We start from the raw sequence: 22,602 nt of genomic DNA on the forward strand, positions 1-22,602 counted from the left end.
AGACGCCCAGAAGCCGCCCAGACACCGAGCCGCCGCCCACATGTCCCTTCATCTATTCAACAATTTCAAAGAGCGCAAAAGACCGACGCCCTGTCCTTCCCCTTTTTCTCGGGGCGACCTGGCGCCTAGTTTTTGATGACCGTGTCGCTGGTGGGCCGTTTCAGTGGCCCGCAGCGCCGCGGTGAAGGGGCATATATGTGGGGGGTTCGCAGGCGTCAACAGGCATTTGGAATTTTCTGTCTTTTTCCTGCAACAGACGCCGAAATCCGCAGAAATCCATGGTTTTCACCGTGCCGACGTTCCGGGCCCGTATGAAGGCCGGTGCAGACGAATCAGCGGTGCCGGATCGAATCGGGCGCTCGACTCGCCTCGTGCAGGCCGTGCCTTCACCCACAACGCACGCTCAAACAGTCTGGATATAGGCGCGCATCGCCTCCGCCTCGGACTCGATCCGGTCGATCCGGTATTTGACCAGGTCGCCGATCGAGACGATCCCGATGCACCGGCCGTTCTCGAGCACGGGCAAGTGACGGATCCGCCGCTGCGTCATCAGCGAGAGCGCTCCCAGAACCGAATCGTCCGGCGCAACGGTGATCGCGGGCGACGTCATCACTTCGCGGACCCGCCGATCGAGCGCCACCGCGCCTTCGCGCTCGAGGCAGTAGATCACATCGCGTTCTGAAAAGACCCCGGCCACCCGGGTGCCGTCCATCACCGGCACTGCGCCGATCCGGCGGGACGCGAGCAGCGCGACCGCGTCCGCCACCGAGCGGTCTCCGTCGATCGAGACCACTTCGTGCCCTTTTCCCCCAAGGATTGCCGCGATCGTCATCGCACGTCTCCACGTTCGGGTTCAGGCGGTTGTTTCTCCCACGAATCGCACCCAATTGCAAAACCATGGACGAGGACCGGCGCGATCTGGACGATCCCGAATATGCGGCTTTCGCCTGGGGCCGGTTCCGCCGCATCCTCGGGTGGATGGCACTGGTCTCATTGATCACGGCACTGGTGGCGGAAGCCTTGCTCTACTGGTCGCTCGGCGAGCTCAACTTCGTGACCGCAAGCGCGACCTTCCTGGGCGTGTTTCTGACGATGATGCTCACAGCCGCCCTGATGGGGCTGATGTTCCTGAGTTCGGGGAGCGGCCATGACGAACGCGTCGAGGATAGGCTGCGGGACGAGATCGAGCTCGATTAGCCCCCAAAAGGCCGTCCAACGCAAAGCATCCTCCCCCGGGGCCGTTCCGGAGGAGGATGCTTGCAGTTCAGCGCGAAGGGCTAACCCGACGCGGTTAACCGGAGATCAAGCCGCTGGCGGCGCCTCGACGTCGTCGCTCTTGGCGACGCGACGGCGACGCGGCTTCTTGGGCGCCTCCTCGGCATCGGCATCGGCATTCGCCTCGATCCCGAAAGCAGGCGGGAGGATTGCGGCATCAATGCCCTGCGGGGCTTCGGCCGGGGCCGTCTCGCGACGCGTGCGGGTGCGGCGGCGCGGCTCGCGATCCTGACGCTCTTCGCTCTCTTCGCGACGGGGCTCGGGAGCCGAAGCATCGACGCCCTCGTCCTCGTTCTCGAAACGATGGCCGTTGGCATAGCCATTGCCATTGCCGTTGCCGTTGGCGCGGCCGTTGCGGCGTCCATCGTCGCGCTCACGACTTTCGCGCTCGCGGCGGCCTTCGCGCGGCTCGCGATCCTGACGCGGTTCGCGCTGCTGACGCTCCTCGCGCGGCTCGTCGACGCGGTTGCCCTCGGCTTCGAACTCGAAATCCTCGTCCTCGCCGTCTGCATCGTCGCGCTGGCGACGCTGCGGATTCTGCTCCTCGAAGCGCGAGCGGGTCTCGCTCAGCACGCGGAAATAGTGATCGGCGAACTGGAGATAATATTCGGTGTTGACCCGATCGCCCTGCATCTGCGCGTCACGGGCGAGGTTCTTGTATTTTTCGAGCAGCTGCGCCGCATTGCCGCGCGCGCGATTGTCGATGCGGTTGCCGTTGCCCGGGTTGGGGCTGCCGCCGCCCTGGCGCTGCTGTCCGCCGCGGCCGCGACGGCGGCCGGCTTGACGATTGTTCATCAAGGTTTGTCTGTCCTGTCTGTTTAAGCCGTCCGTCGATCCAATTCGGGGTCCCGGATGCACGTTACAATTGCGGCATGCGCCGGATCCCGGCGCTACCGCCCGCCACGGCCGCCGGACTGCAGCGGCTCGCATGGTTGGAGTGGGCCACAGCCCCAAATTTCAACGACTTGGTTGAAAGTGCCTTGCCCCGGCGCTGTTCTTAGCCCGTGCCGCACCAATCTCCAAGCGGAAATATGGGGTCGTGCGCCCCGCATTCAAGTGAGCCGTATCGCGCGGGGACGCCCGCCCAGATCCTTATAGACGCTGGGCGTTAACCCATGTTGCTGCACCAGCGAAGAAACTGCTCCGGCCTGGGTATGGCCGATCTCGAGCAGCGCGCAGCCACCGGGGGCAATCAGACCGGGAAGCTGGGGGACGATGCGGCGATAATCGTCGAGTCCATCGGCGCCGGCGAAGAGCGCGGAGGCAGGTTCGTGGTCGCGCACCTCGGGAGGAAGCGGCTCGTCGGTCCCGATATAGGGCGGATTGGCGAGGATCAGATCGAACCGTTCGTCCAGCCCCTCGGCCCAGTCACCCAGGCGAAACACGGCGCGCGCGGCCATTCCGAGCCGGTCGGCATTGGCGCGGGCATAGCCGAGCGCGGTTTCAGAGGCGTCGACACCCAGCCCGCGCGCATCGGGCCATTGATCGAGCGCGGCGAGCAGCAGCGTGCCGGGACCGGTGCCGAGGTCGAGGATGGTGGCGGGAGCCCGGTCGCCGAAATAGGCGATCGCAGCTTCGATCAATGTCTCGCTGTCGGGACGGGGGACGAGCGCGCCGGGGCCGACCTGGAGGTCGATCGTCCAGAAGGCGCGGGTGCCGGTGATATAGGCGACAGGCTCGTGCGCGAGGCGGCGGCGGACGAGTGCGTCGAAACTGTCGGGAATGTTGTCGTCGAGGTGGCGGAGCAGCAGTTGCTCGCGGCTAACACCCAGCGCGTGCGCCATCAGCAGCTCGGCATCGAGGCGGGGCGTGTCGGAGGCGGCGCTGAGCTGGCGAGTGGCGGCGGCAAGGGCCGCACGAACTCCCCCTCCCGCTTGCGGGAGGGGGTTGGGGGGTGGGCGCCCGTTCACCACGCGCGGCTCGCCGGCAGGATGGCGGGCGCCCACCCCCGGCCCCTCCCGCAAGCGGGAGGGGAGAAATCACCCATCCAGCTGCGCCAGCCGGTCGGCTTCGTCCTGCGCGACCAGTGCGCCGATCAGCTCGTCCATTTCGCCTTCCATGATCTCGGGCAGGCGGTGGAGAGTCAGGTTGATCCGGTGATCGGTCACGCGGCCCTGCGGGAAATTATAGGTGCGGATGCGCTCGGATCGGTCGCCCGAGCCGACCATCGAGCGGCGCGCGCCGGTGCGTTCGGCGGCGAGCCGCTCGCGCTCGGCCTCATATAGGCGGGTGCGGAGCACCTTCATCGCCTTGGCCTTGTTCTTGATCTGCGAGCGCTCGTCCTGCTGGATGACGATCGTGCCCGTGGGCAAATGGGTGATCCGCACGGCCGAATCGGTGGTGTTGACCCCCTGCCCCCCAGGTCCCGAGGCACGATAGATGTCGATGCGCAGATCCTTGTCGTCGATCCTGATATCGGCTTCCTCCGCCTCGGGAAGCACCGCAACCGTCGCTGCCGACGTATGGATGCGCCCGCCCGCCTCGGTCGCCGGCACGCGCTGGACGCGGTGGACGCCGCTCTCGAACTTGAGCTTGGCGAACACCCCGACGCCGGTGATGCCGAGCACGATTTCCTTGAAACCGCCGGCTTCGGATTCGGAAGCCGAGATCAGCTCGACGCGCCACCCCATGCGATCGGCATATCGCTGGTACATGCGCAGCAGATCGCCGGCGAACAGCGCAGCCTCGTCGCCACCCACACCGGCGCGAATCTCGAGCATCGCGGGGCGCTCGTCGGCGGCGTCGCGCGGCAGCAGCGCGAGCGCGAGCTTGCGTTCGGCCACCTCTAGCGCGTTGCGATTGGCGTGGAGCTCCTCCTCGGCCATCGTACGCAGCTCGGCGTCCGAATCCTGCGTCATGAAGGCCAGCGATTCGGCCTCCTGGCGCAGCCGCCGCACCTCGCCCGCCGCCTCGGCGACCGGCTCGAGCTCGGCATATTCCTTCGAGAGCTGGACGAACTTGTCGCCGGCCAGATCGCCGGTGGCCATCTGCGCCTGAAGCTCATCGCGCCGCGCCTCGATCGCGGCAATGCGGTCGGCGGGAATCGAGATCATGACGAGGAACTCGTCACCCCGGCGGAAGCCGGGGTCTCAGGAGGCAAACCGATCCCGAGCAGCATACTGCACGAGATCCCGGCTTCCGCCGGGATGACGAAGTTGCGCATGACCTATGCCCCCCCGAGCTGGCGCAGGATCGCTTGCACGTGATCGAGCACCTCCGTGGGGGTTGCCGACCGGGCGTTGACGACGGTCTCGCCGTCCCTGCGATTGATCGAGACCAGCACCTTCGCCGAAATCTTCGCGGCTTTGTCGTAGCGCTTCCGCGGCGATCCCGTGGCGATCATATCTGCGGAAAGCCCGTCCGCACGAAGCGCCTTCAACAGCCGCTGCCCGTCACCAATCGCGTGATCGTCCTCAATTGCCAGAATCACGTCAGGGTTCTCGACCGCCGGCTCCGCAATCAACATCGCCAACCGCTCGACGCCCGCCGCCCAGCCCACGCCCGGAGTCTCGGGCCCGCCGAGCGAGCCGATCAGTCCGTCATAACGCCCGCCCGCGAGCACCGTGCCCTGCGCGCCGAGCCGATCGGTGACGAACTCGAATGCCGTGTGGCGATAATAGTCGAGCCCGCGCACCAGCCGGCTGTTGCGCGTCCACTTCACCCCCGCCGCGTCGAGCCCGTCGGTCACTGCCTTGAAGAAGGCCGCAGCCTCCTCGGTCAGATACGCGTCGATGTCGGGTGCGCTGTCGGCGATCGGCCGGTCGCGCGGATCCTTCGAATCGAGGATGCGCATCGGATTCTTGTCGAGCCGCGTCAGGCTGTCCTCGGAAAGGTCGCCGCGGTGCTTCTCGAAATGCGCGACCAGTGCTTCACGCCAGGCGTCGCGCGTTGCAGCGTCACCCAAAGTGTTGAGCTGTAGCGTCACCCCTTCGGCGATGCCGAGCTCGTGGATCAGCTGGTCGGCGAGGACGAGCAGCTCGACGTCGGCGGCGGGCTCCGCCGCACCGATGATCTCGGCATCGATCTGGTGGAACTGGCGGAAACGGCCCTTCTGCGGGCGCTCGTAGCGGAACACGGGGCCCGCGGTCGCGAGCTTGAGCGGCGCGAACTGCTGCCAGCCTTCGGTGATATAGGCCCGCGCGATGCCGGCGGTGAATTCGGGTCGCAGCGTGATCGAATCGCCGCCGCGGTCCTCGAAGGTGTACATCTCCTTCGAGACGACGTCGCTGGTCTCCCCCATCGAGCGCGCGAACACGCCCGTCGCCTCGAAGATCGGGATCTCGAGCCGCTGGAAACAATAGAGCCTGCGGACGCGCTCGAACGTGTCGAGCACCTGCGCGAAGCGCCGCTGCTCCTCGCCGAAAATGTCCTGGGTGCCCCGGATGCGCTTGGGGGTTTCGATACGTGCCATTGCGGGCGGGTTACTAAGGGGTTCGCGGGGGTTTCGCCACTATCTTTAAATCCCCCGCACCCCTCCCATATTCCCGTGATCGTTCAACAAGATGGAAGGAGGTGATCCGATGTCTCATTGTCAGTTGCCGTCTGCGGCGCCCGTTCAGGCCTCGGCTCGCCCCGGCGCAGCCGCCGCCTGAGGCACCAAAAGCTGCCGCTCGCCGCAGCGGCCGGCAATGGAAAGGCCGTCTCCCCCGCGGGAGGCGGCCTTTCGCGCTTTCTGACATATTCTGATACATTTCTTCGATAGAAGCCGCGCGGCCCGCGGCCTATGGCGGGTTTCGGACTGAACGGCGCCCGTTCGGGCGCGCAGAGCGGATCTACGAATTGAAGCTGAAGCTTTCGACGCATTCGAACCGGACGCGCCTCGCCCTGCTGGCGACGGCGCTGATTCTCACTTCCTGCGCCGGCAGCGGCGAGGCCGAGAAGAAGGGCCGCGGACAATCGGGCCCGGTGCAGGTCGGCTATGTGGTGGTGCAGGCCACCGACGTACCCGTGCCCGCCGAACTTTCGGGCCGTGTCACTGCCTTCCAGATGTCCGAGGTGCGGCCCCAGGTCGCCGGCATCATCCAGAAGCGCCTGTTCCGCGAGGGATCGATCGTCCGCGCCGGGCAGACACTCTACCAGATCGACCCGAGCATCTATCAGGCCGCGGCGGCCGAAGCGCAGGCCAATCTGCAGAGCGCGCGCGCCACTGCCGAGGCCGCGCGGATCCGCGCCGATCGCTACCGGCCGCTCGCCGAGATGGAGGCGGTCAGCAAGCAGGATTATACCGACGCTGCGGCGCAGGCGCGCCAAGCGCAAGCCGCGGTCGCGCAGAACAGCGCCCAGCTCCAGAGCGCGCAGATCAACCTGCGCTTCACGCGCGTGCCCGCGCCGATCACCGGCCGCATCGGCCGCACGCTGGTGACCGAAGGCGCGCTGGTCACCACCAACCAGGCCGATCCGCTGGCGGTGATCCAGCGGCTCGACCCGATCTATGTCGATATCCAGCAATCGAGCGCCGATATGCTCGCGCTGCGCAAAGCGCTGGCACAGGGCGGCGTCGCGCCGGCCAGCGCGCAGGTGCGCCTCAAGCTCGAGGACGGCAGCGACTATGGCCATGCCGGCACGGTCGAATTCTCCGAAGTGATGGTCAATGCCAACACTGGCACCGTCACGCTGCGCGCGCGCTTCCCCAATCCCGAGGGACTGCTGCTCCCCGGCATGTTCGCCCGCGCAGTGTTCAATCAGGCGATCAACACGAGCGCGATCCTGGTGCCGCAGGCAGCGGTTTCGCGCGATCCGCGCGGCAACGCGACGGTCTATGTCGTCGGGCCGGGCAACAAGGCCGTGGCGCGTACCGTGATCGCCGAGCGGACCCAGGGCGCAAACTGGGTGGTGACGCAGGGGCTGGCGCCCGGCGACAAGGTGATCGTGCAGGGGACCGGAAGCCTGCGCCCCGACGCCGATATCCGGCCAGTGCCGGCGAGCACGCCGCAGCGCATTCAGGCGCAGCAGCAATCGCAAGGCGGCGCGGCCAAGGCGAAGGGCAACTGAGCTTCCATGTCGCGTATCTTCATCGACCGACCGATCTTCGCCTGGGTCCTTGCAATCATCGTCATGCTGATGGGGATCGGCGCGATCTTCTCGCTCCCGATCGCACAATATCCCGACGTCGCCCCGCCGCAGGTGAACATCCGCGCCTCGTACCCCGGCGCCTCTGCCGAGACGGTGCAGAACAGCGTCACCCAGGTGATCGAGCAGCAGCTCACCGGGATCGACGGGCTGCTCTATTTCAGCTCGACCTCCACCTCGCGCGGGCAGGTGAACATCACCGCCACCTTCGAGAAGGGCACCGATCCGGACATCGCCCAGGTGCAGGTGCAGAACCAGGTGCAGCAGGCGCTGACCCGTCTGCCGCAACAGGTGCAGCAGCAGGGGCTGCGCGTCACCAAGTCGAACCCCGACTTCCTGATGATCGTCGGGGTCTATGACGAGACCGATCGGCGCACCAATCAGGACGTGTCCGACTGGATGGCGTCTAACATGCAGGATTCGCTCGCGCGCATTCGGGGCGTGGGCGACACCAATGTGTTCGGCGCGCCCTATGCGATGCGGATCTGGCTGAACCCCGATCGGCTGGCGAGCTATTCGCTGATGCCGAGCGATATCATCAGCGCGATCCAGGCGCAGAACACCGAAGTCGCGGCGGGCGAGATCGGCGGCCAGCCGCAGCCGAACACCCAGATGCTCAACGCGACCGTGACGGCCCAGTCGCGGCTCCAGACGCCCGCGCAGTTTCGCAACATCATCGTCAAGACAGAGAGGAGCGGCGCCACGGTGCTGCTGAGCGATGTGGCGCGGGTCGAGCTTGGCGCCGAAAGCTACAATGCAGTGAGCCGCGTCAACGGTCATCCGGGCGCAGGGATCGCGATCAGCCTGGCGCCGGGCGCCGACGCGCTCGAGACCGCCGAGCTGGTGAAGGCCGAAGTCACGCGGATCGCCCGCGGTTTCCCCCAGGGTTTCGAATTCGCCTTCGCGAGCGACACCACCACCTTCATCCAGCTCTCGATCGATGAAGTGGTGAAGACGCTGATCGAGGCGATCATCCTGGTGGTGATCGTGATGTTCGTCTTCCTCCAGAGCTGGCGGGCGACGCTGATCCCGACGATCGCAGTCCCGGTGGTGCTGCTCGGCACCTTCGCGGTGTTCTACGTGCTCGGCTTCTCGATCAACACGCTGACGCTGTTCGGGCTCGTGCTCGCGATCGGCCTGCTCGTCGACGACGCGATCGTGGTGGTCGAGAATGTGGAACGTCTGCTCCACGAGAATCCGGAGATGACTCCGCGCGAGGCGACGATCCAGTCGATGGACCAGATCCAGGTCGCGCTGGTCGCGATTGCGCTGGTGCTCTCGGCGGTGTTCCTGCCGATGGCCTTCTTCGGCGGATCGACGGGGGTGATCTATCGCCAGTTCTCGGTGACGATCGTCTCGGCGATGGTGCTCTCGGTATTTGTCGCGCTGATCCTGAGCCCGGCGCTCACCGCGACGCTGCTCAAGCAGAAAAGCCAGGAGCATCAGGGCTGGATCGAACGCCGCTTCCCCAAGGTGGGGCAGTTCTTCGCCCGCGCCCGCGACGGATTCAACAACCGCTTCGATGCGGGGGTTGAGCGCTACGTGGGCGCCGTCACCAAGGTCGTCGATCGCAAGTGGATCTTCCTGCTGATCTTCGCCGCGACCTGCGCGCTGCTGGTGCTGATGTTCATGCGGCTGCCGACCGGCTTCCTGCCTACCGAAGACCAGGGCGCCGCGCGCGTGCAGTTCCGCCTTCCCGCGGGTGCCACCCAGGCCCGCACGACCGAGGTCCAGCAGGCCGTCGAGCGCTATTTCCGCGAGCAGGAGGGCAAGAACGTCTCGACCATGTTCACCGTCGCCGGCGGCGGGGGCGGCGGCGTATCGGGGCAGAACACCGGCCAGGGCTTCCTCAATCTTTCCGACTGGGACGAGCGCAAGGGCAAGGAAAACAGCGCCGACGCGATCATGCAGCGGGCGACCAGCGCGTTCCGCAACTTCCGCGACGCGCAGGTCTTCGCGCTCGTTCCGCCCGCGATCCGCGGCCTCGGCCAGTCGAGCGGCTTCACGATGCAGCTCCAGAATTCGAGCGGCATGTCGCGCGAGCAATTCGCCGCTGCGCGCGACAAGCTGATCGCAGCGGCCAATGCCGATCCGGTGCTTGCCGCCGTGCGCCTCACCGATCTTCCCGACGTGGCGACCCTTAACGTCGACATCGATCAGCAGAAGGTCGCCGCGCTGGGCATCGCGCAGAGCGACGTCAACACGACCCTCTCGACCGCCTGGGGCGGCCGCTACGTCAATGATTTCATCGATCGCGGCCGCGTCAAGCGCGTCTATGTCCAGGGCGATGCCCCATATCGTGCGGCGCCGTCCAACATCGACGAATGGTTCGTCCGCACCGGCGACGGGCAGATGGCCCCCTTCTCCTCCTTCGCACGCACGAGCTGGGCGACCACGCCGACCACCGTCTCGCGCTTCCAGGGCGTGCCGGCGTTCGAGATCGAGGGCCAGCCCGCACCCGGGCAGAGCTCGGGCGAGGCGATGCAGCGGATGGAGGAGCTCGCCGCGCAGATCCCGGGCACCAGCGTTGCGTGGTCGGGTCTCTCCTATCAGGAGCGGCTGTCGTCTGGGCAGGCGCCGTTCCTATACGCGGTGTCGCTGCTCGTCGTCTTCCTCTGCCTGGCTGCGCTCTATGAGAGCTGGACGGTCCCGATCGCCGTGTTGCTCGTTATTCCGCTGGGGCTCGTCGGCGCGGTGTTCGCAGTCACGCTCCGCGGGCTGGAGAACGACGTCTATCTGCAGATCGGGCTGCTCACCACCATGGGGCTCGCGGCCAAGAACGCGATCCTGATGATCGAATTCGCCGAGGCCGCGGAGAAACAGGGCAAGCGCGTGATCGAAGCGGCGCTCGAGGCGGCACGTATCCGCCTCCGTCCGATCCTGATGACCAGCCTCGCCTTCATTTTCGGCGTGCTGCCGCTGGCGATCTCGACCGGCGCGGGCGCGAACAGCCGCATCGCGATCGGCACCGCAGTGATCGGCGGGATGCTGACCGCGACCATACTCGCGATCTTCTACATCCCGCTGTTCTTCGTGCTCGTCCGCCGCGGCGTGCGTGACGGGCTGAAAGCCTTGCGCGAACGGCGGCGAGGCACCGTATCGGAGGCCTCGGCATGAGGCGCGCGGCCCTGATCCTGCTCGCTGCAACGGCGCTCGGCGCCTGCTCGATGGAGCCCAAGTACGTCCAGCCGGCGGCACCCGTCCCGCCGTCCTGGCCGGTGGGCGACGCCTATCTCAAGCAGAGCGAGGCGAGCCTGCCCGCGGTCACCTATCGCGACATCTTCCGCGATCCACGGCTGCAGGCGCTGATCGCGCAGGCGCTGGCGAACAATCGCGATCTGCGCGTTGCCGCCGCGAACGTCCGCGTCGCGCGCGAGCAATATCGCATCCAGCGCGCCGCGCGCCTGCCCGAAGTGACGGGTGGCGTCGGCGCCACGGTGCTCGGCGGCAACCGCAGCAGCACGACCAGCGGCGGCGACACGAGCGCACGCACAAGCTTCACCGCCGATCTGGCGATCACCGGATTCGAGCTCGACCTGTTCGGCCGCGTCGCATCGCTGACGCGCGCCGAGCAGAACCGCTATTTCGCGACCGAGGCCGGCGCGCGCGCAGTGTGGCTGGCGCTGGTGGGGGACATCGCAGAGGCGTGGCTGATGCACGCGGCCGACGCGAGCCTGCTCAGCATCGCCAAGGACACCGTAGCCAACGCAGAATCGAGCGTGCGGCTCACCCGCGCGCGGTTGGAGGGCGGCATCGCGCCGCGCACCGACCTGCGCCAGGCCGAACAAGTTCTCGAAGGCGCGCGCGCCGACGTCGCCGAGCAGACCACCGCGCTGGCACAGGACGTCAACGCACTCGAGCTACTCGTCGGTGGCCCCATAGATCGGACATTGCTGCCGAGCTCAATCGAGCAAGCGGCTCCGACGGTCGCAGAGCTTCCCGCCGGTCTGGACTCGGGCGTGCTGTTGCGCCGGCCCGACGTGGTGCAGGCCGAATATCAGCTCCGCGCCGCCAATGCCGAGATCGGCGCCGCACGCGCAGCGTTGTTCCCGCGGATCTCGCTCACCGGGCTGCTCGGGCTGGCCAGCAACGCTCTCACCGGGCTGTTCGAAGGGGGCGGGTTCAACTGGTCGGCGGGCGCCGACGCGGGTTACTCGATCTTCAGCGGGGGAGCGGCGCGGGCCAATGTCCGGCTGACCGAGGCACAGCGCGAAGCGGCAGTCGCCAGTTACGAGCGCGCGATCCAGACGGCGTTCCGCGATGTTGCCGATGCGCTGGCACGGCGCGGGACGATCACCGAGCAGCTCCGCGCGACCCGTGCGCAGGCCGATGCGGCAACCGATACCCATCGTCTGACCGAAGCGCGTTACCGCGGCGGGATCGAGCCATTCCTGTCGAGCCTCGACGCACAGCGCTCGCTCTATACGGCGCAGCGCACGCTGGTGGGGACGCGGCTGGTGCAGGCAACCAATCTGGTGACGCTCTATCGATCGCTCGGTGGAGATTCGTTGCTCGAGCCGACCGCCCAGGGACCAGTCGCCGCGGGCAGCGGCGAACGCTGAGCTGCTTCTCTCCCAGGGGGAGAGGGGCGTCAGTCAGCCGAGCGCCGCGACGAAGGCGCGGGCGTTGGCGCCGACCTCGGCGGCGGTGAGGCCGGGCTTGTAGAGCGCCGAGCCTAGCCCGAAGCCGGGTGCGCCGGCCTCGCGCCACGGGCCCATGTTATCGGGTGCGATACCGCCCACCGGCAGCACGCGCGTGCCCGAGGGCAGCACTGCGCGCATTGCCTTGAGCACTGCGGGGCTCGCGGCTTCGGCGGGGAAGAGCTTGAGCGCCGTCGCGCCCGCATCGAGAGCGGCGAAGGCCTCAGTCGGCGTCGCTATGCCGGGGAGCGAGACAAGGCCGTCGGCCGCGCTCGCGCGGATCACTTGCGTATTGGCGTTGGGCGAGATGATCATCGTGCCGCCGACATCGCGAACGCCCGCGACATCCTCGACGCGCAGCACCGTGCCTGCACCGATCACAGCCCCGTCACCGAGCCGCTTCGCCAGACGTCCGATGCTGTCGAATGGCTGCGGCGAATTCAAAGGCACTTCGATCAGCGTGAAGCCTGCCTCGACCAGCGCCTCACCGATACCCTCGACCTCGTCGGGCTTCACACCGCGCAGGATCGCGATCAGCGGGCAGCGGGCGAAGGCGGCGTCGAAGGCGGCAACATGACTCATGAGTGGTTCCCGATAGCGATGATTCCCGCGACGAACGCGGCGTGGCTGTCCACGATATGGGCGCGCCGGCCGTGTGCTTCCACTGCCGCCGCGTAGAGACCGCCGAGCACGGGATCGGCAAGGATGTGAACAGCGTCGTGATCAGTGCGTCCGAGCCGTGCTGCGACATCGGCGCCGATCAGCAGGCCCGAGGCGAAGGAGGCGGCATCGGCATCGTCGCGGACCCCGAGCATCTTCGCGGCGCGGATACCGAACAGCGAGGCGGCGAGATCCTGCCGCCGGCCTTCCTCGACGCCGTCGAGGAACGCCTGCCCGAGCGTCACGTCGGCACCGAGCTGCGCGGCGAGGAGCCCGTGCTTGCGAACCAGCGCGAACAACTCGCCGGTCATGGCAGTGGTGAAGTCGGCCACGCGGCCTCCGGCCATCTCGACCCATTTGCAATGCGTGCCGGGCTGGGCGAGCAGCGCGTCGAGCGGCACCAGCTCCGCCTCGACGGCACCGAGCAACTGGACTTCCTCGCCGCGCATCACGTCGGGCCGCCCGCTGACCTGCGTCGAGATACCGGGGACGATCGCGGTGCGTGCGTCGATCCACAGCAGCCCGGCGGCAAGCTCCGGGATGCCGGCCGGCGCAGGCACATAGGGCGCAAGCTGCCAGCCGATGTTCGAGCCGACCATCCCCGCCAGCAGCATCGGCAGATCACCGAAGCGGGCGCGAATCCCCGCAGCCTCGGCGACGAAATCCTGCACTGAAGTCACACCCCTGTCGTCTCGCTCGGTGCGGACGACATCGCCACCCTCGATCAGGAAGACGCGCCGATTGGTGGTCCCCCAATCGATAGCGAGGAACGGGCCTGCCAAGTTCACCACCAGGTCGCGTACAATGCGATGAGGATCAGGATCACGCCGATCCCGGCCACGTTGAACGCGCCCGAGGTGCGGAAGGTCACGCCCTCCATCGTCACCCGATTGGCATCGCCGCGGCCGCGGAACAACAGCGAGACGACCATCGCGAGGAACAGGCTCACCACGAACACGAACATCATGCGGTTCATGAACGGGAAGAGATAATCGTTCAGCGCATCGGGCAGGAACGGCGAAGGGATGCCGATCTTGAGGAGGTACGACAGCAGCACCGAAGTAAGCGCGGCGACGATCGCCCCGGCTTCGGTTGCGGGCTTCCAGAACAGGCCGAGCAGGAAGATCACCGTGATGCCCGGCGTGAAGAAGCCCGAGAATTCCTGGATGAACTGGAAGGCCTGGTCCGACTGGCCGATCAACGGCCGGGCGGCGATGATCGCGATCACCACGGCGATCGCGGCGACGACGCGGCCGACGAGGACGAGGTGCTTCTCCTGCCCCTCAACGCTCGCGACATTATCTTCGCCGCGCGTCTTGATGCCGCGTGCCTTGGCGTAGAGATCGAGCGTGAAGATGGTGGCGATCGAGTTGATCTTGGAGGCGGTCGACGCGATGATCGCTGCGATCAGCGCCGCGAAGACGAGCCCGAGCAGGCCCGGGGGCAGCAGCTTCATCATCGTCGGATAGGCCTCATCCGGCTTGGCCAGCTCGGGGGCGAGCACCACCGCGGCGATGCCCGGGAGCACGATGATCACCGGCATCAGCAGCTTGAGATACGCGGCGAAGACGACGCCCTTCTGCGCCTCGCCGAGGTTCTTCGCGGCCAATGCGCGCTGGATGATATACTGGTTGAAGCCCCAGTAAGACAGGTTGGCGATCCACATGCCGCCGACCAGCACCGCGATGCCGGGCAGATCCTTGTAGAAGGGATTATCCTGCGCGAGGATCATGTCGAAATGTGCCGGCGCACGCTCGGTGAGCACGCCGAAGCCGGCGAGCACGCCCTGATCGCCGCCGATCTGGTTGAGCGTGAGATAGGAGACGACGAGACCGCCCATCACCAGCAGCGTGACCTGGACGATGTCCGTCAGCGCCACTGCCTTGAGGCCGCCGTAGAGCTGATAGAGCAAGGCGAACCCGCCCAATGCGATCAGCGCCGCGGTCTGATCGACGCCCGCGACCTTGTTCACGGCGATCGAGCCGAGCCAGATGATCGAAGTAAGGTTCACGAAGATATACAGCGCGAGCCAGAACACCGCCATCAGCACCGGGAGCACGCGGCCGAACCGCTGCTCGAGGAACTGCGGCATCGTGTAGATCTCGTTCTTCAGGAAGATCGGCAGGAAGTATTTGCCGACGATCAGCAGCGTCAGCGCCGCCATCCACTCATAGGAAGCAATCGCGAGGCCGATCGCATAGCCCGAACCGGCCATGCCGACGATCTGTTCGGCCGAGATGTTCGCCGCGATCAGCGAGGCGCCGATCGCCCACCAGGGCAGCGACTTGGAGGCGAGGAAATAGTCCGACGTGTCCTTGGTATGGCCCGCCTTCTCGCGGCTCACCCATTGGGCGAGGCCGAAGATACCGATCGCATAGGCGATCACCACGATCAGATCGATCTGCGAGAGACTCATCGCTTCCTCCCCTTGCCGGGCGCCTGGATGATTCCCGCCTCCCGCCCGGGCGCGCCCCTGTGGGTGTGCGGCCTTGGGAAGTTCATTTATCGTATTTATTGCCCTTGTCCAGCAGCAGCACTGCGATAACAAGGGAATATAAGCGGCCGGAGCCGGAACTCCGGATGCAACCATGGAGGGGAAGATGGCTGGCGGATATCCCAGGCTCGGTGCGTCAGACGGCAAGCCGCAGCTTGGCCGCAACCTGACCTATGGCCTGCTCGACAGCCTGGGCCGCGCGATCGTCACCGGCCGCTACGAGAGCGAACCCTTCCCCACCGAGGCCGAACTCGCGAAGCTGCACGGCGTGAGCCGATCGGTGACGCGCGAGGCAGTGAAGATGCTCACCGCCAAGGGTCTGCTCAGCGCACGGCCGCGCCAGGGGACGGTGGTGCGCCCCGCCGCCGCGTGGAACCTGTTCGACACCGACGTGCTGAGCTGGTTGCTCGAACGGCAATTCTCGGTCGATCTGCTCAAGCAGTTCAACCAGCTTCGCGTCGCGATCGAGCCCGAAGCGGCGGCGCTCGCGGCGCGCTTTGCGAGCGAGGCGGATCTCCAGCGGATCTCGGCGGGCCTGAAGCGGATGGAAGCCGCCGAGCGGGGCGACGACGATCCGCTGGAGGCGGACATCGCCTTCCACGTCGCGGTGCTGCACGCCTCGCAGAACCCGTTCTACGCCCAGTTCCGCGACATGGTGGCGACTGCGCTCAGGACCTCGATCCGCTTCACCAACCGCATCAAGGGCCGTACCGCGAGCGTCGCCGATCACGCGGCGGTGCGCGACGCGATCGTCGCGCATGATCCCGAGGCAGCGCGCGCGGCGATGCGCGCGCTGATCGCCGATGTGCTGGACCTGATCGACCAGGAAGCGCAGCAGGCCGGCTGAGACGCCCCCGAGCCGCCTCAGCCCCCGCGCATCTTCGCCAGATAGTCCGGATAGGGCGGAACGCGTGCGGGGAGCTGCGCAAGGCCGGCCGCGATCTGCGCCATGCCGTTCGCCGCGGCGGCAGCATTCACGGCCTCGGCTGCGGGCGTCGTGGCGCTCGGGATCACGCCCAGCCCGAAAAGCGCTGAGAGCCAATATTCGCGATCGAGCCAATCCTCGTCATGTTCGGGCAGCCGGCCTCGGCGCTCGAACTGCGCGAGCGTATGGGCGAGGCTGTCGGGCACCGGCGCCCTTGCTGCCTCCTGCCATAGCGGCCCCTGCGTTACGCCGGAGCGGTGATAATGGAGCGCGAGAAAGTCGCGCACGCGCTCGACTTCGAGCCGCGCGCGACGATTGTGCTCGGCGATCTCGACCGGGTGGCAATCGCGCCCCGGCAGCAGTTCGATCATGCGGGCGATGCCCCGATGCGCCAGGTGGAGCGGCATCCAGTGAAGCGGATCGACCGCCGCCGCCGCGTCCCCGATCGCGACCACGTTGCGGACCCAGGGCTCGGGCCGAAACCCCGGCCGGATCGTCATCGGATCGGCATCGATGCCAAAGGCCGTACGTGGATCGGCCAGGTGGCGCGCAGCATAGACGGCCCCCTGCATCGTCCCCTCACCCGCCGGCGCATGCCAGCGCCAGCCGCCGGGCATCGCTTCGATCGTGTCGCAAGGGGCCGGCGCACCGGATGCCGCCGCGCCCAGCAACACCGAATCGCAGGGCAGCCAGCCGCTCCAGTCCTCGAACCGGTCGGCGATGGCAGTGAGCAGGCGCGCAGACGGGCCCGACGCGTCGACGAACAGGTCGGCCTCGATCCGCCGGCCGTCGCGGAGCAGCAGCGCCGCTACACCGCCGTCCTCGCGCTGCTCGATGCCGCCGAATTCACCCCGGCTGCGCGCGACACCCATCTGATCGGCGACTTCGCCGAGGAGCGCACGGTACCGACCGGGATCGAGCCGCAGCGCATAGTCGAAATTCGAAAGCGGCGAGCGCGGATCGGCCTGGGGATGGACGAAGCGGTCGGCTTCGGCGAGCACGCCCGCCCCTGCATAGCGGTGATAGGCCGTCGCCTGCCCGGCGCGGCGCGCGCGCGCCCAGAGCTGGTGGAAGGGGATGGTTCCGGCCGCGTGGCCGTGATCGCCGTGAAGGTGGAACCAGGTCTCGCCGTTCGCCGACCAGCGTTCGAAGCGAAGCGCCACACGGTGCGTCGCGGCGCCCGCACGCACCGGCTGCTGCTCGTCGAGCCCGATCGAAGCGTGGCAGCGGTGGACCGCGGTGGTGCTCCCCGGCAGCCGGTCCGCGAGCGCCGCCGCGTCATCGGGGGTCTCCACCAACTCCACCCGCGCGGCAGGAAACGTGCGAGCGAGCGCAGCGGCCGCCGAAAGCCCCACGATCCCGCCGCCGAGCACGGCAATGCTGCGGATGGTGCGGTCGCTCATGGCACAGGCGCCTTCCGGCCGGCCAGCGCCTCGTTATGGCCGGGCATTGCACGGACGGTGGCGGCGATCCCGTCACGCAGCGCTTCGAGCCCGCCCGCCAGCACGCGCTCCGGCACCGCGTCGGCGCGCGGATCCCAGCCCTGCGGCACTACGCCCTGTCCGATCAGCACCGATATCCAGCTCGGCTCGAAGAAAAGCCCCTGAGTGTAGCGTTCGATCCGCCCCGCCCGCCGGAAAAGCTCGATCTTCGCAGCCAGGCTGTCGGGGATCGGCATGGTGCGAACATGATCCCAGAAGCCCGAATCGGCGCGGCTCGTCGCGTGATAGTGAAGGATCAGGAAGTCGCGGATCCGATCATATTCATAGTCCACCAGCCGGTTGAACTCGTCGCGGTCGGCGGGCTCGACCGGGCCGATCGGGAAAAGCTCGAGCAGCTGCGTGATCGCTGCCTGGACCAGATAGATGCTGGTCGATTCGAGCGGCTCGAGGAAGCCCGAGGCGAGCCCCACCGCGACCACATTGTGCGACCAGCTCCGCCGGCGCCGCCCGGCCCGGAAGCGCAGCACGCGCGGATCGGCGAGCGGCTCCCCCTCGATCGCCGCGAGGATCGCATCGGCGGCCGCATCATCGGAAAGGTGTGCGCTCGAATAGACATAGCCGTTGCCGACGCGGTGCCGGAGCGGGATGCGCCAGCGCCAGCCGGCGGACATGGCAGTCGCGCGCGTGAACGGCTCGATCTCTCCGGGCGGCGAAGCGCAGGGCAGCGCGACCGCACGATCGCACGGCAGCCAGTGCGACCAATCCTCCCATTCCTCGCCGAGCGCGTCGCCGAGCAGCAAGCTGCGGAATCCGGAGCAATCGACGAAGAGATCCCCTTCGATCCGTTCGCCGTTTTCGAGCGCGACCGCAGCGACGTCTCCGCTTTCGGCATCGCGCTCGACTGCGACGATGCGCCCTTCCGTGCGCACCACGCCCATGTGCTCCGATACGGTGCGCAGATACGGCCCGAACAGCGTCGCATCGAACTGATAGGCATAGCCGAAGGCGGCGGCGAGCGCGCCCGGCTCCCCGGTCGGCCTAGCGAAGCGCCGCTCGTGCGCCATTACATCGGCCACCGAGAAAGCGGAGATACCCTCCCCGGTCAGCCGCTCCGCGCGTGCGCGCAGCCAGCATGCGAGGAACGGCACGTCGCCAAGCGGCTGGCCGAAGGCGCCGAAAGGGTGGAGGTAGCGATCGCCGGGCTTGCCGAAGTCCCGGAACTCGATCCCCAGCTTGAACGTGGCGTGGGTGCGGACCATGAACTCGGCCTCGTCGAGCCCCAGCGTCTGCAGGAAGGCGCGCAGATGCGGCAGCGTCGCCTCGCCCACCCCGACGATTCCGATCTCGGCCGATTCCACCAGCCGCACGGTGCAGGCCTGCGGCAGCAGCCGGCCCAGCGCCGCCGCGACCATCCAGCCGGCGGTTCCGCCGCCAACCACTATTACGCGCTTGCGCCCGTCCCCCATTACTCCCCTCCGGACACCAGCTTAGGCCATCCGAACCGACGCTGGCCAGCCCGGATGCGTGGCTTTCGGGGGGCGACCAAACCGGCGCTTGTGGCACCAGTGCAACGGCTCGGCCGCAGAATGCTACCGGTGTCAGCATTTGGTTGACAACGAATGGAGCCGAAGATAGCCCGGGCGCTGACACCGGTTACCAGCAGAGCCGGCGGCGAGACCATCGCAAGAATGGCCGCCTCTACGGGAGGATAAAACAGCTGCTGGATTCGACACCTCCCGCAATTCGGACCCCGCGCACGCCAGTGCGCAGACGAAGGCAATTGTCGCGTTCGCGACGCATGGAGGTAGGGATGCGCACTTCAGTTTCTGTTCGGTTTGAGTCGATTGTCCGCGGGTTGGGCGGCGTATCCGTCGCCGCGCTTGCGCTGGGGCTCGCGATGCCCGCCGCGGCGCAGACCGATCCCGCGGCGGGCGAGCCGGCGGCGGATGCATCCGCACAGGGCGATGCTCCGCCTGCCGAAGAGATCGTCGTCACCGGCTTCCGCCAGTCGCTCGAAGCCGCGCTGAATGTGAAGCGTGAGTCGGTGTCCGCGGTCGATGCGATCGTGGCAGAGGACATCGCCAAATTCCCCGACCAGAACCTGGCTGAATCGCTGCAGCGCATCCCCGGCATCTCGATCCAGCGCGACGGCGGCGAAGGCCGCGCGATCACGGTGCGCGGGCTCGGCTCGCAGTTCACCCGCGTGCGCGTCAACGGGCTCGAGACGATCACCACCAGCAACGACGGCGCCGCATCCAACCGCGACCGCGCGTTCGACTTCAACGTCTTCGCTTCCGAGCTCTTCAGCTCGATCGTCGTCCACAAGACCGCGGAAGCTTCGCTCGACGAAGGCTCGCTCGGCGCCGTGGTCGACCTCAACACCGGCAATCCGCTGGCGGGCAAGGAGGGCTTCACCTTCGTCGGCTCCGCGCAAGCGAGCTACAATGATCTGAGCGAAACCTGGGGACCGCGCTTCGCCGGCCTGATCGGCTGGAAGTCCGCGGACGGCACGCTGGGCGCGTCGATCTCCGCCGCCTATCAGAAGAGCAATACGCTGGAGCTGGGCAACAACAGCGTCCGCTGGGCGCAGGCACGGTTCGATTCGGTCAATGGCACGCCGTGCTGGACCAGCGCGAATAGCGGCGGCACTTATGTTCCCAGCGCCGCCTGCAACGAGGCTGCGCTTTCCTTCCACCCGCGCATCCCGCGCTACGGCGAGATCGCGCATCACCGCGAGCGCCTGGGCCTCACCGGTAGCGTTCAGTGGTCGCCGTCCGACGCAACCAAGATCTCGATCGACGGCCTCTACTCCAAGTTCAAGGCCGACCGTCGCGAGAAATGGGGCGAAGTGCTGCTGCGCTCCAACGAGCGCTCGATCAACGTCGTCGATCCGGTCTACGACGACAACAACAACATGATCGCGGCGACGCTCAACGACGCCTGGGTCCGCACCGAGCATTTCCTGAAGAAGTCCGAGACCGAATTCTACCAGATCGGCGCGACCTGGGATCAGGATCTGGGCGAGGATTTCCGCTTCACGCTGCTCGGCGGCTATTCGAAATCCAATGCGAAGGTGCCGATCGAGACGACCATCGTGTTCGACGATCGCGATGCCCAGGGCTATCGCTACGACTATAGCGACATGATGCACCCGACGCTGACCTTCGGCACCAGCGTCACCGATCCGGCCAGCTTCCAGCTCGCCGAGATCCGCGATCGCCCATCGGACGTGGTCAACCAGTTCCGCACCGCGCAGCTTCGTACCGAATGGGATGCGGCCGAGGGGCTGACCGTCAAGGCCGGCGCGGTCTGGCGGCGCTACGATTATGACATCACTGCCTTCACGCGCGACACTGCGGTGTGCGGCAACGGCGGCCTGGACCGCGTGCTCGGCACGATCACCTGCTCGCCCTCATCCGCGTTCGGACCGTCGGCAGTCTACGGCTTCCCGGTGACGAGCGCGCTTTCGGAGCTGTTCACGCTGCGCCGCGCCGGGGCACCGGAGGGCACGACCACCGAATGGCTGGTCCCGAACCTCGATGCCGCCGCCGCGTTCACTGGCTTGTACGACCGGCCGGCGACGCCCGATGCGGGCAACAACCGCGGCGTGCGGGAAGAGACCGCGGGTGGCTATCTCCAGTTCGACGCCAAGGGCGAGTTCGGCAGCGTGGGTTACGCCTTCAACGCCGGCATGCGCTATGTGCGCACCGACCAGACCTCCTACGCGATCACCAATGTCGCGCCGGTCGAGCGCGACTATGAGGACTGGCTGCCGGCGATGAACCTGGCGATCTATCCGACCGAGGACATCATCATCCGCGGCGCGATCGCCAAGGTGATGACGCGGCCGTCGCTGGGCAATCTCACTCCGGGCGGCTCGGCGGACGGGTTCAACTACCGCATCACGCGCGGCAATCCCTATCTCGAGCCGTTCCGGGCCACCAACTACGACGTTGCGGTCGAATGGTATTTCGCGCCGCAATCGGCCTTGTCGGTGGCGTGGTTCAAGAAGGACGTGGCGAGCTTCCCGGTCGCGATTTCCGAGGAAGGCAGCTTCACCGAGACGGGGCTTTCGCCCTCGGTGCTGAGCCCCTCGTCGCCGGCTGCGCTCAATCCTGCCCTGCAGTCGCAGCGGATCTGGACGATCTCGACCACGGGCAACGGCACCGGCGCCACGCTGGAGGGTATCGAAATCGCTCTCCAGGCGCCGTTCCGCTTCCTGCCGGGCTTTCTGTCGAACTTCGGGGGCATTGTGAATGCCACCTTCGTCGACTCCTCGGCAGTCTACACCCAGCAGGGTCCGGTCACGACTCCCGGCGGTTCCTTCCCCACCGTCACCCGGGAGGACACGCTCTATGGCCTGTCCAAGGAGCAGTTCAACGCGACCCTCTATTATGAGGACAGCCGCTTCAGCGCCCGCGCCTCGGTCAGCTACCGCGGCCCCTTCAACGATCAGGGTTCGGCGACGGGCAACATCTTCGAAGGCTATGAGGCGATCACCAACGTCGATGCCTCGCTCCGCTACAAGCTGACCGACTGGGTCGAACTCTCGGTCGAAGGCACCAACCTCACCGATGCCTATCGCGAGCGCTGGGTGGATGTGGACACCCGCCGCAACTACGAGAACAACCACTACGGCCGCACCTTCCTGGTCGGCGCACGCTTCAAGATGTAGTCCCGCCGCCGCGGGCAAGCAGAGGGCGCCTTCCTTCGGGAACGGCGCCCTTTTCTTTCAGCCTCAGGGCTCAGGGCTCGAGCGCCACATCGTCGCCGTCGTCGAGCTCCTCGTCCAGATCTTCCTCCTCAATCTCCTCGTCGTCGAAATCGTCCTGGACGTCATCCTCGCGGATATCTTCCTCGTCGAGGCCGACGTCGCTGTCCTCCTCGCCGATCTCGTCGTCGACCATCGTCAGCTCGTCGGTATCATCCTCATCGTCGTCGCCGAGATCGACCGGGATGTCGGTGAGGATCGTCCCGTCGCTAGGGCCGTCCTGCGTCGCCTCGATGATCTCGGCGCGCTGGCTCTCGTCATAGCCGTCCTCGTCCCAGCCGTCGTCATTGGGTCCCGTCGCGGGTATCTGATGGCCGCCCATCGTC

At 67.1% G+C, this 22,602-nt stretch carries 17 protein-coding genes; 6 read left to right on the forward strand and 11 right to left on the reverse strand.

All coding sequences use genetic code 11. The features are described from left to right. Positions 1-403: 403 nt before the first annotated feature. Entirely contained in the window at positions 404-832 is a 429-nt protein-coding gene (locus ACMGDH_RS00005; protein WP_436825870.1) for a CBS domain-containing protein, read from the reverse strand. A gap of 65 nt (positions 833-897) precedes the next feature. Between ACMGDH_RS00005 and ACMGDH_RS00010 the strand changes: the two genes are divergently transcribed. Beyond that, a complete protein-coding gene (locus tag ACMGDH_RS00010; protein ID WP_436825871.1) occupies positions 898-1,197 on the forward strand; it encodes a hypothetical protein in 300 nt (99 codons plus the stop codon). Between the two features lie 105 nt (positions 1,198-1,302). On the opposite strand, the gene ACMGDH_RS00015 is transcribed toward ACMGDH_RS00010, so the two are convergent. From ACMGDH_RS00015 to hisS, 4 genes are all read right to left on the reverse strand, one after another. Then, the gene (locus ACMGDH_RS00015; protein ID WP_436825872.1) at positions 1,303-2,070 is read right to left on the reverse strand and encodes a DUF4167 domain-containing protein; all 768 of its coding nucleotides are present in this window, start codon (positions 2,068-2,070) and stop codon (positions 1,303-1,305) included. Between the two features lie 257 nt (positions 2,071-2,327). After that, a complete protein-coding gene (prmC, locus tag ACMGDH_RS00020) occupies positions 2,328-3,185 on the reverse strand; it encodes a peptide chain release factor N(5)-glutamine methyltransferase (protein ID WP_436827188.1) in 858 nt (285 codons plus the stop codon). 69 nt (positions 3,186-3,254) lie between these two features. Continuing rightward, positions 3,255-4,328, reverse strand: coding sequence for a peptide chain release factor 1 (gene prfA / locus ACMGDH_RS00025; protein WP_436825873.1), 1,074 nt, complete (start codon positions 4,326-4,328; stop codon positions 3,255-3,257). Positions 4,329-4,441: 113 nt separating this feature from the next. Further along, positions 4,442-5,686, reverse strand: a complete 1,245-nt coding sequence (gene hisS / locus ACMGDH_RS00030) for a histidine--tRNA ligase (RefSeq protein ID WP_436825874.1) — start codon at positions 5,684-5,686, stop codon at positions 4,442-4,444. A gap of 368 nt (positions 5,687-6,054) precedes the next feature. Here hisS and ACMGDH_RS00035 point away from each other — a divergent pair, with 368 nt between their 5' ends. From ACMGDH_RS00035 to ACMGDH_RS00045, 3 genes are read left to right on the forward strand one after another with little or no spacing between them, the layout of a single operon-like run. Continuing rightward, a complete protein-coding gene (locus ACMGDH_RS00035) occupies positions 6,055-7,266 on the forward strand; it encodes an efflux RND transporter periplasmic adaptor subunit (RefSeq protein WP_436825875.1) in 1,212 nt (403 codons plus the stop codon). A gap of 6 nt (positions 7,267-7,272) precedes the next feature. Then, the gene (locus tag ACMGDH_RS00040; protein ID WP_436825876.1) at positions 7,273-10,461 is read left to right on the forward strand and encodes an efflux RND transporter permease subunit; all 3,189 of its coding nucleotides are present in this window, start codon (positions 7,273-7,275) and stop codon (positions 10,459-10,461) included. Further along, positions 10,458-11,906, forward strand: a complete 1,449-nt coding sequence (locus tag ACMGDH_RS00045) for an efflux transporter outer membrane subunit (RefSeq protein WP_436825877.1) — start codon at positions 10,458-10,460, stop codon at positions 11,904-11,906. Before ACMGDH_RS00040 ends, ACMGDH_RS00045 begins: the two co-directional genes overlap by 4 nt. 33 nt (positions 11,907-11,939) lie before the next feature. Here ACMGDH_RS00045 and ACMGDH_RS00050 read toward each other — a convergent pair whose 3' ends face one another. Genes ACMGDH_RS00050 through ACMGDH_RS00060 form a run of 3 tightly spaced genes read right to left on the reverse strand, consistent with a single transcriptional unit; the run spans position 11,940 to position 15,060 of the window. Further along, on the reverse strand, positions 11,940-12,566 hold the full coding sequence (locus ACMGDH_RS00050; RefSeq protein ID WP_436825878.1) for a 2-dehydro-3-deoxy-6-phosphogalactonate aldolase: 627 nt from the start codon (positions 12,564-12,566) through the stop codon (positions 11,940-11,942). Next, positions 12,563-13,435, reverse strand: a complete 873-nt coding sequence (locus tag ACMGDH_RS00055; RefSeq protein ID WP_436825879.1) for a 2-dehydro-3-deoxygalactonokinase — start codon at positions 13,433-13,435, stop codon at positions 12,563-12,565. The genes ACMGDH_RS00050 and ACMGDH_RS00055 overlap by 4 nt, the downstream gene beginning before the upstream one ends. Continuing rightward, complete coding sequence (locus ACMGDH_RS00060; protein WP_436825880.1) at positions 13,429-15,060, reverse strand: sodium:solute symporter family transporter; 1,632 nt, start codon at positions 15,058-15,060, stop codon at positions 13,429-13,431. The genes ACMGDH_RS00055 and ACMGDH_RS00060 overlap by 7 nt, the downstream gene beginning before the upstream one ends. A 184-nt stretch (positions 15,061-15,244) precedes the next feature. Between ACMGDH_RS00060 and ACMGDH_RS00065 the strand changes: the two genes are divergently transcribed. Continuing rightward, the gene (locus ACMGDH_RS00065) at positions 15,245-15,985 is read left to right on the forward strand and encodes a FadR/GntR family transcriptional regulator (protein WP_436825881.1); all 741 of its coding nucleotides are present in this window, start codon (positions 15,245-15,247) and stop codon (positions 15,983-15,985) included. A gap of 17 nt (positions 15,986-16,002) precedes the next feature. On the opposite strand, the gene ACMGDH_RS00070 is transcribed toward ACMGDH_RS00065, so the two are convergent. Further along, complete coding sequence (locus ACMGDH_RS00070; RefSeq protein WP_436825882.1) at positions 16,003-17,466, reverse strand: FAD-dependent oxidoreductase; 1,464 nt, start codon at positions 17,464-17,466, stop codon at positions 16,003-16,005. After that, positions 17,463-18,971 carry a tryptophan halogenase family protein gene (locus ACMGDH_RS00075; RefSeq protein WP_436825883.1) on the reverse strand — a complete coding sequence of 503 codons (1,509 nt, stop codon included), beginning with the start codon at positions 18,969-18,971 and terminating at the stop codon, positions 17,463-17,465. The genes ACMGDH_RS00070 and ACMGDH_RS00075 overlap by 4 nt, the downstream gene beginning before the upstream one ends. Positions 18,972-19,315: 344 nt before the next feature. Here ACMGDH_RS00075 and ACMGDH_RS00080 point away from each other — a divergent pair, with 344 nt between their 5' ends. Next, positions 19,316-22,180: a TonB-dependent receptor gene (locus ACMGDH_RS00080; protein WP_436825884.1), complete on the forward strand. Its 2,865-nt coding sequence runs from the start codon at positions 19,316-19,318 to the stop codon at positions 22,178-22,180. Between the two features lie 70 nt (positions 22,181-22,250). On the opposite strand, the gene ACMGDH_RS00085 is transcribed toward ACMGDH_RS00080, so the two are convergent. Further along, entirely contained in the window at positions 22,251-22,598 is a 348-nt protein-coding gene (locus tag ACMGDH_RS00085) for a DNA primase (RefSeq protein WP_436825885.1), read from the reverse strand. Positions 22,599-22,602 lie beyond the last annotated feature (4 nt).

Origin of the sequence: Sphingomonas radicis (genome assembly GCF_051400635.1) — a bacterium.
Lineage (GTDB): Bacteria > Pseudomonadota > Alphaproteobacteria > Sphingomonadales > Sphingomonadaceae > Sphingomonas.

Excerpts from the sequence above, each read along its gene's own strand:
- ACMGDH_RS00060 (WP_436825880.1), bottom strand. The coding sequence starts at position 15,060 with ATGAGTCTCTCGCAGATCGATCTGATCGTGGTGATCGCCTATGCGATC.
- ACMGDH_RS00080 (WP_436825884.1), top strand. The coding sequence starts at position 19,316 with ATGCGCACTTCAGTTTCTGTTCGGTTTGAGTCGATTGTCCGCGGGTTG.
- ACMGDH_RS00015 (WP_436825872.1), bottom strand. The coding sequence starts at position 2,070 with ATGAACAATCGTCAAGCCGGCCGCCGTCGCGGCCGCGGCGGACAGCAG.
- ACMGDH_RS00065 (WP_436825881.1), top strand. The coding sequence starts at position 15,245 with ATGGCTGGCGGATATCCCAGGCTCGGTGCGTCAGACGGCAAGCCGCAG.
- ACMGDH_RS00005 (WP_436825870.1), bottom strand. The coding sequence starts at position 832 with ATGACGATCGCGGCAATCCTTGGGGGAAAAGGGCACGAAGTGGTCTCG.
- ACMGDH_RS00010 (WP_436825871.1), top strand. The coding sequence starts at position 898 with ATGGACGAGGACCGGCGCGATCTGGACGATCCCGAATATGCGGCTTTC.
- hisS (WP_436825874.1), bottom strand. The coding sequence starts at position 5,686 with ATGGCACGTATCGAAACCCCCAAGCGCATCCGGGGCACCCAGGACATT.
- prfA (WP_436825873.1), bottom strand. The coding sequence starts at position 4,328 with ATGATCTCGATTCCCGCCGACCGCATTGCCGCGATCGAGGCGCGGCGC.
- ACMGDH_RS00070 (WP_436825882.1), bottom strand. The coding sequence starts at position 17,466 with ATGAGCGACCGCACCATCCGCAGCATTGCCGTGCTCGGCGGCGGGATC.
- ACMGDH_RS00075 (WP_436825883.1), bottom strand. The coding sequence starts at position 18,971 with ATGGGGGACGGGCGCAAGCGCGTAATAGTGGTTGGCGGCGGAACCGCC.
- ACMGDH_RS00040 (WP_436825876.1), top strand. The coding sequence starts at position 7,273 with ATGTCGCGTATCTTCATCGACCGACCGATCTTCGCCTGGGTCCTTGCA.
- ACMGDH_RS00045 (WP_436825877.1), top strand. The coding sequence starts at position 10,458 with ATGAGGCGCGCGGCCCTGATCCTGCTCGCTGCAACGGCGCTCGGCGCC.
- ACMGDH_RS00085 (WP_436825885.1), bottom strand. The coding sequence starts at position 22,598 with ATGGGCGGCCATCAGATACCCGCGACGGGACCCAATGACGACGGCTGG.
- ACMGDH_RS00050 (WP_436825878.1), bottom strand. The coding sequence starts at position 12,566 with ATGAGTCATGTTGCCGCCTTCGACGCCGCCTTCGCCCGCTGCCCGCTG.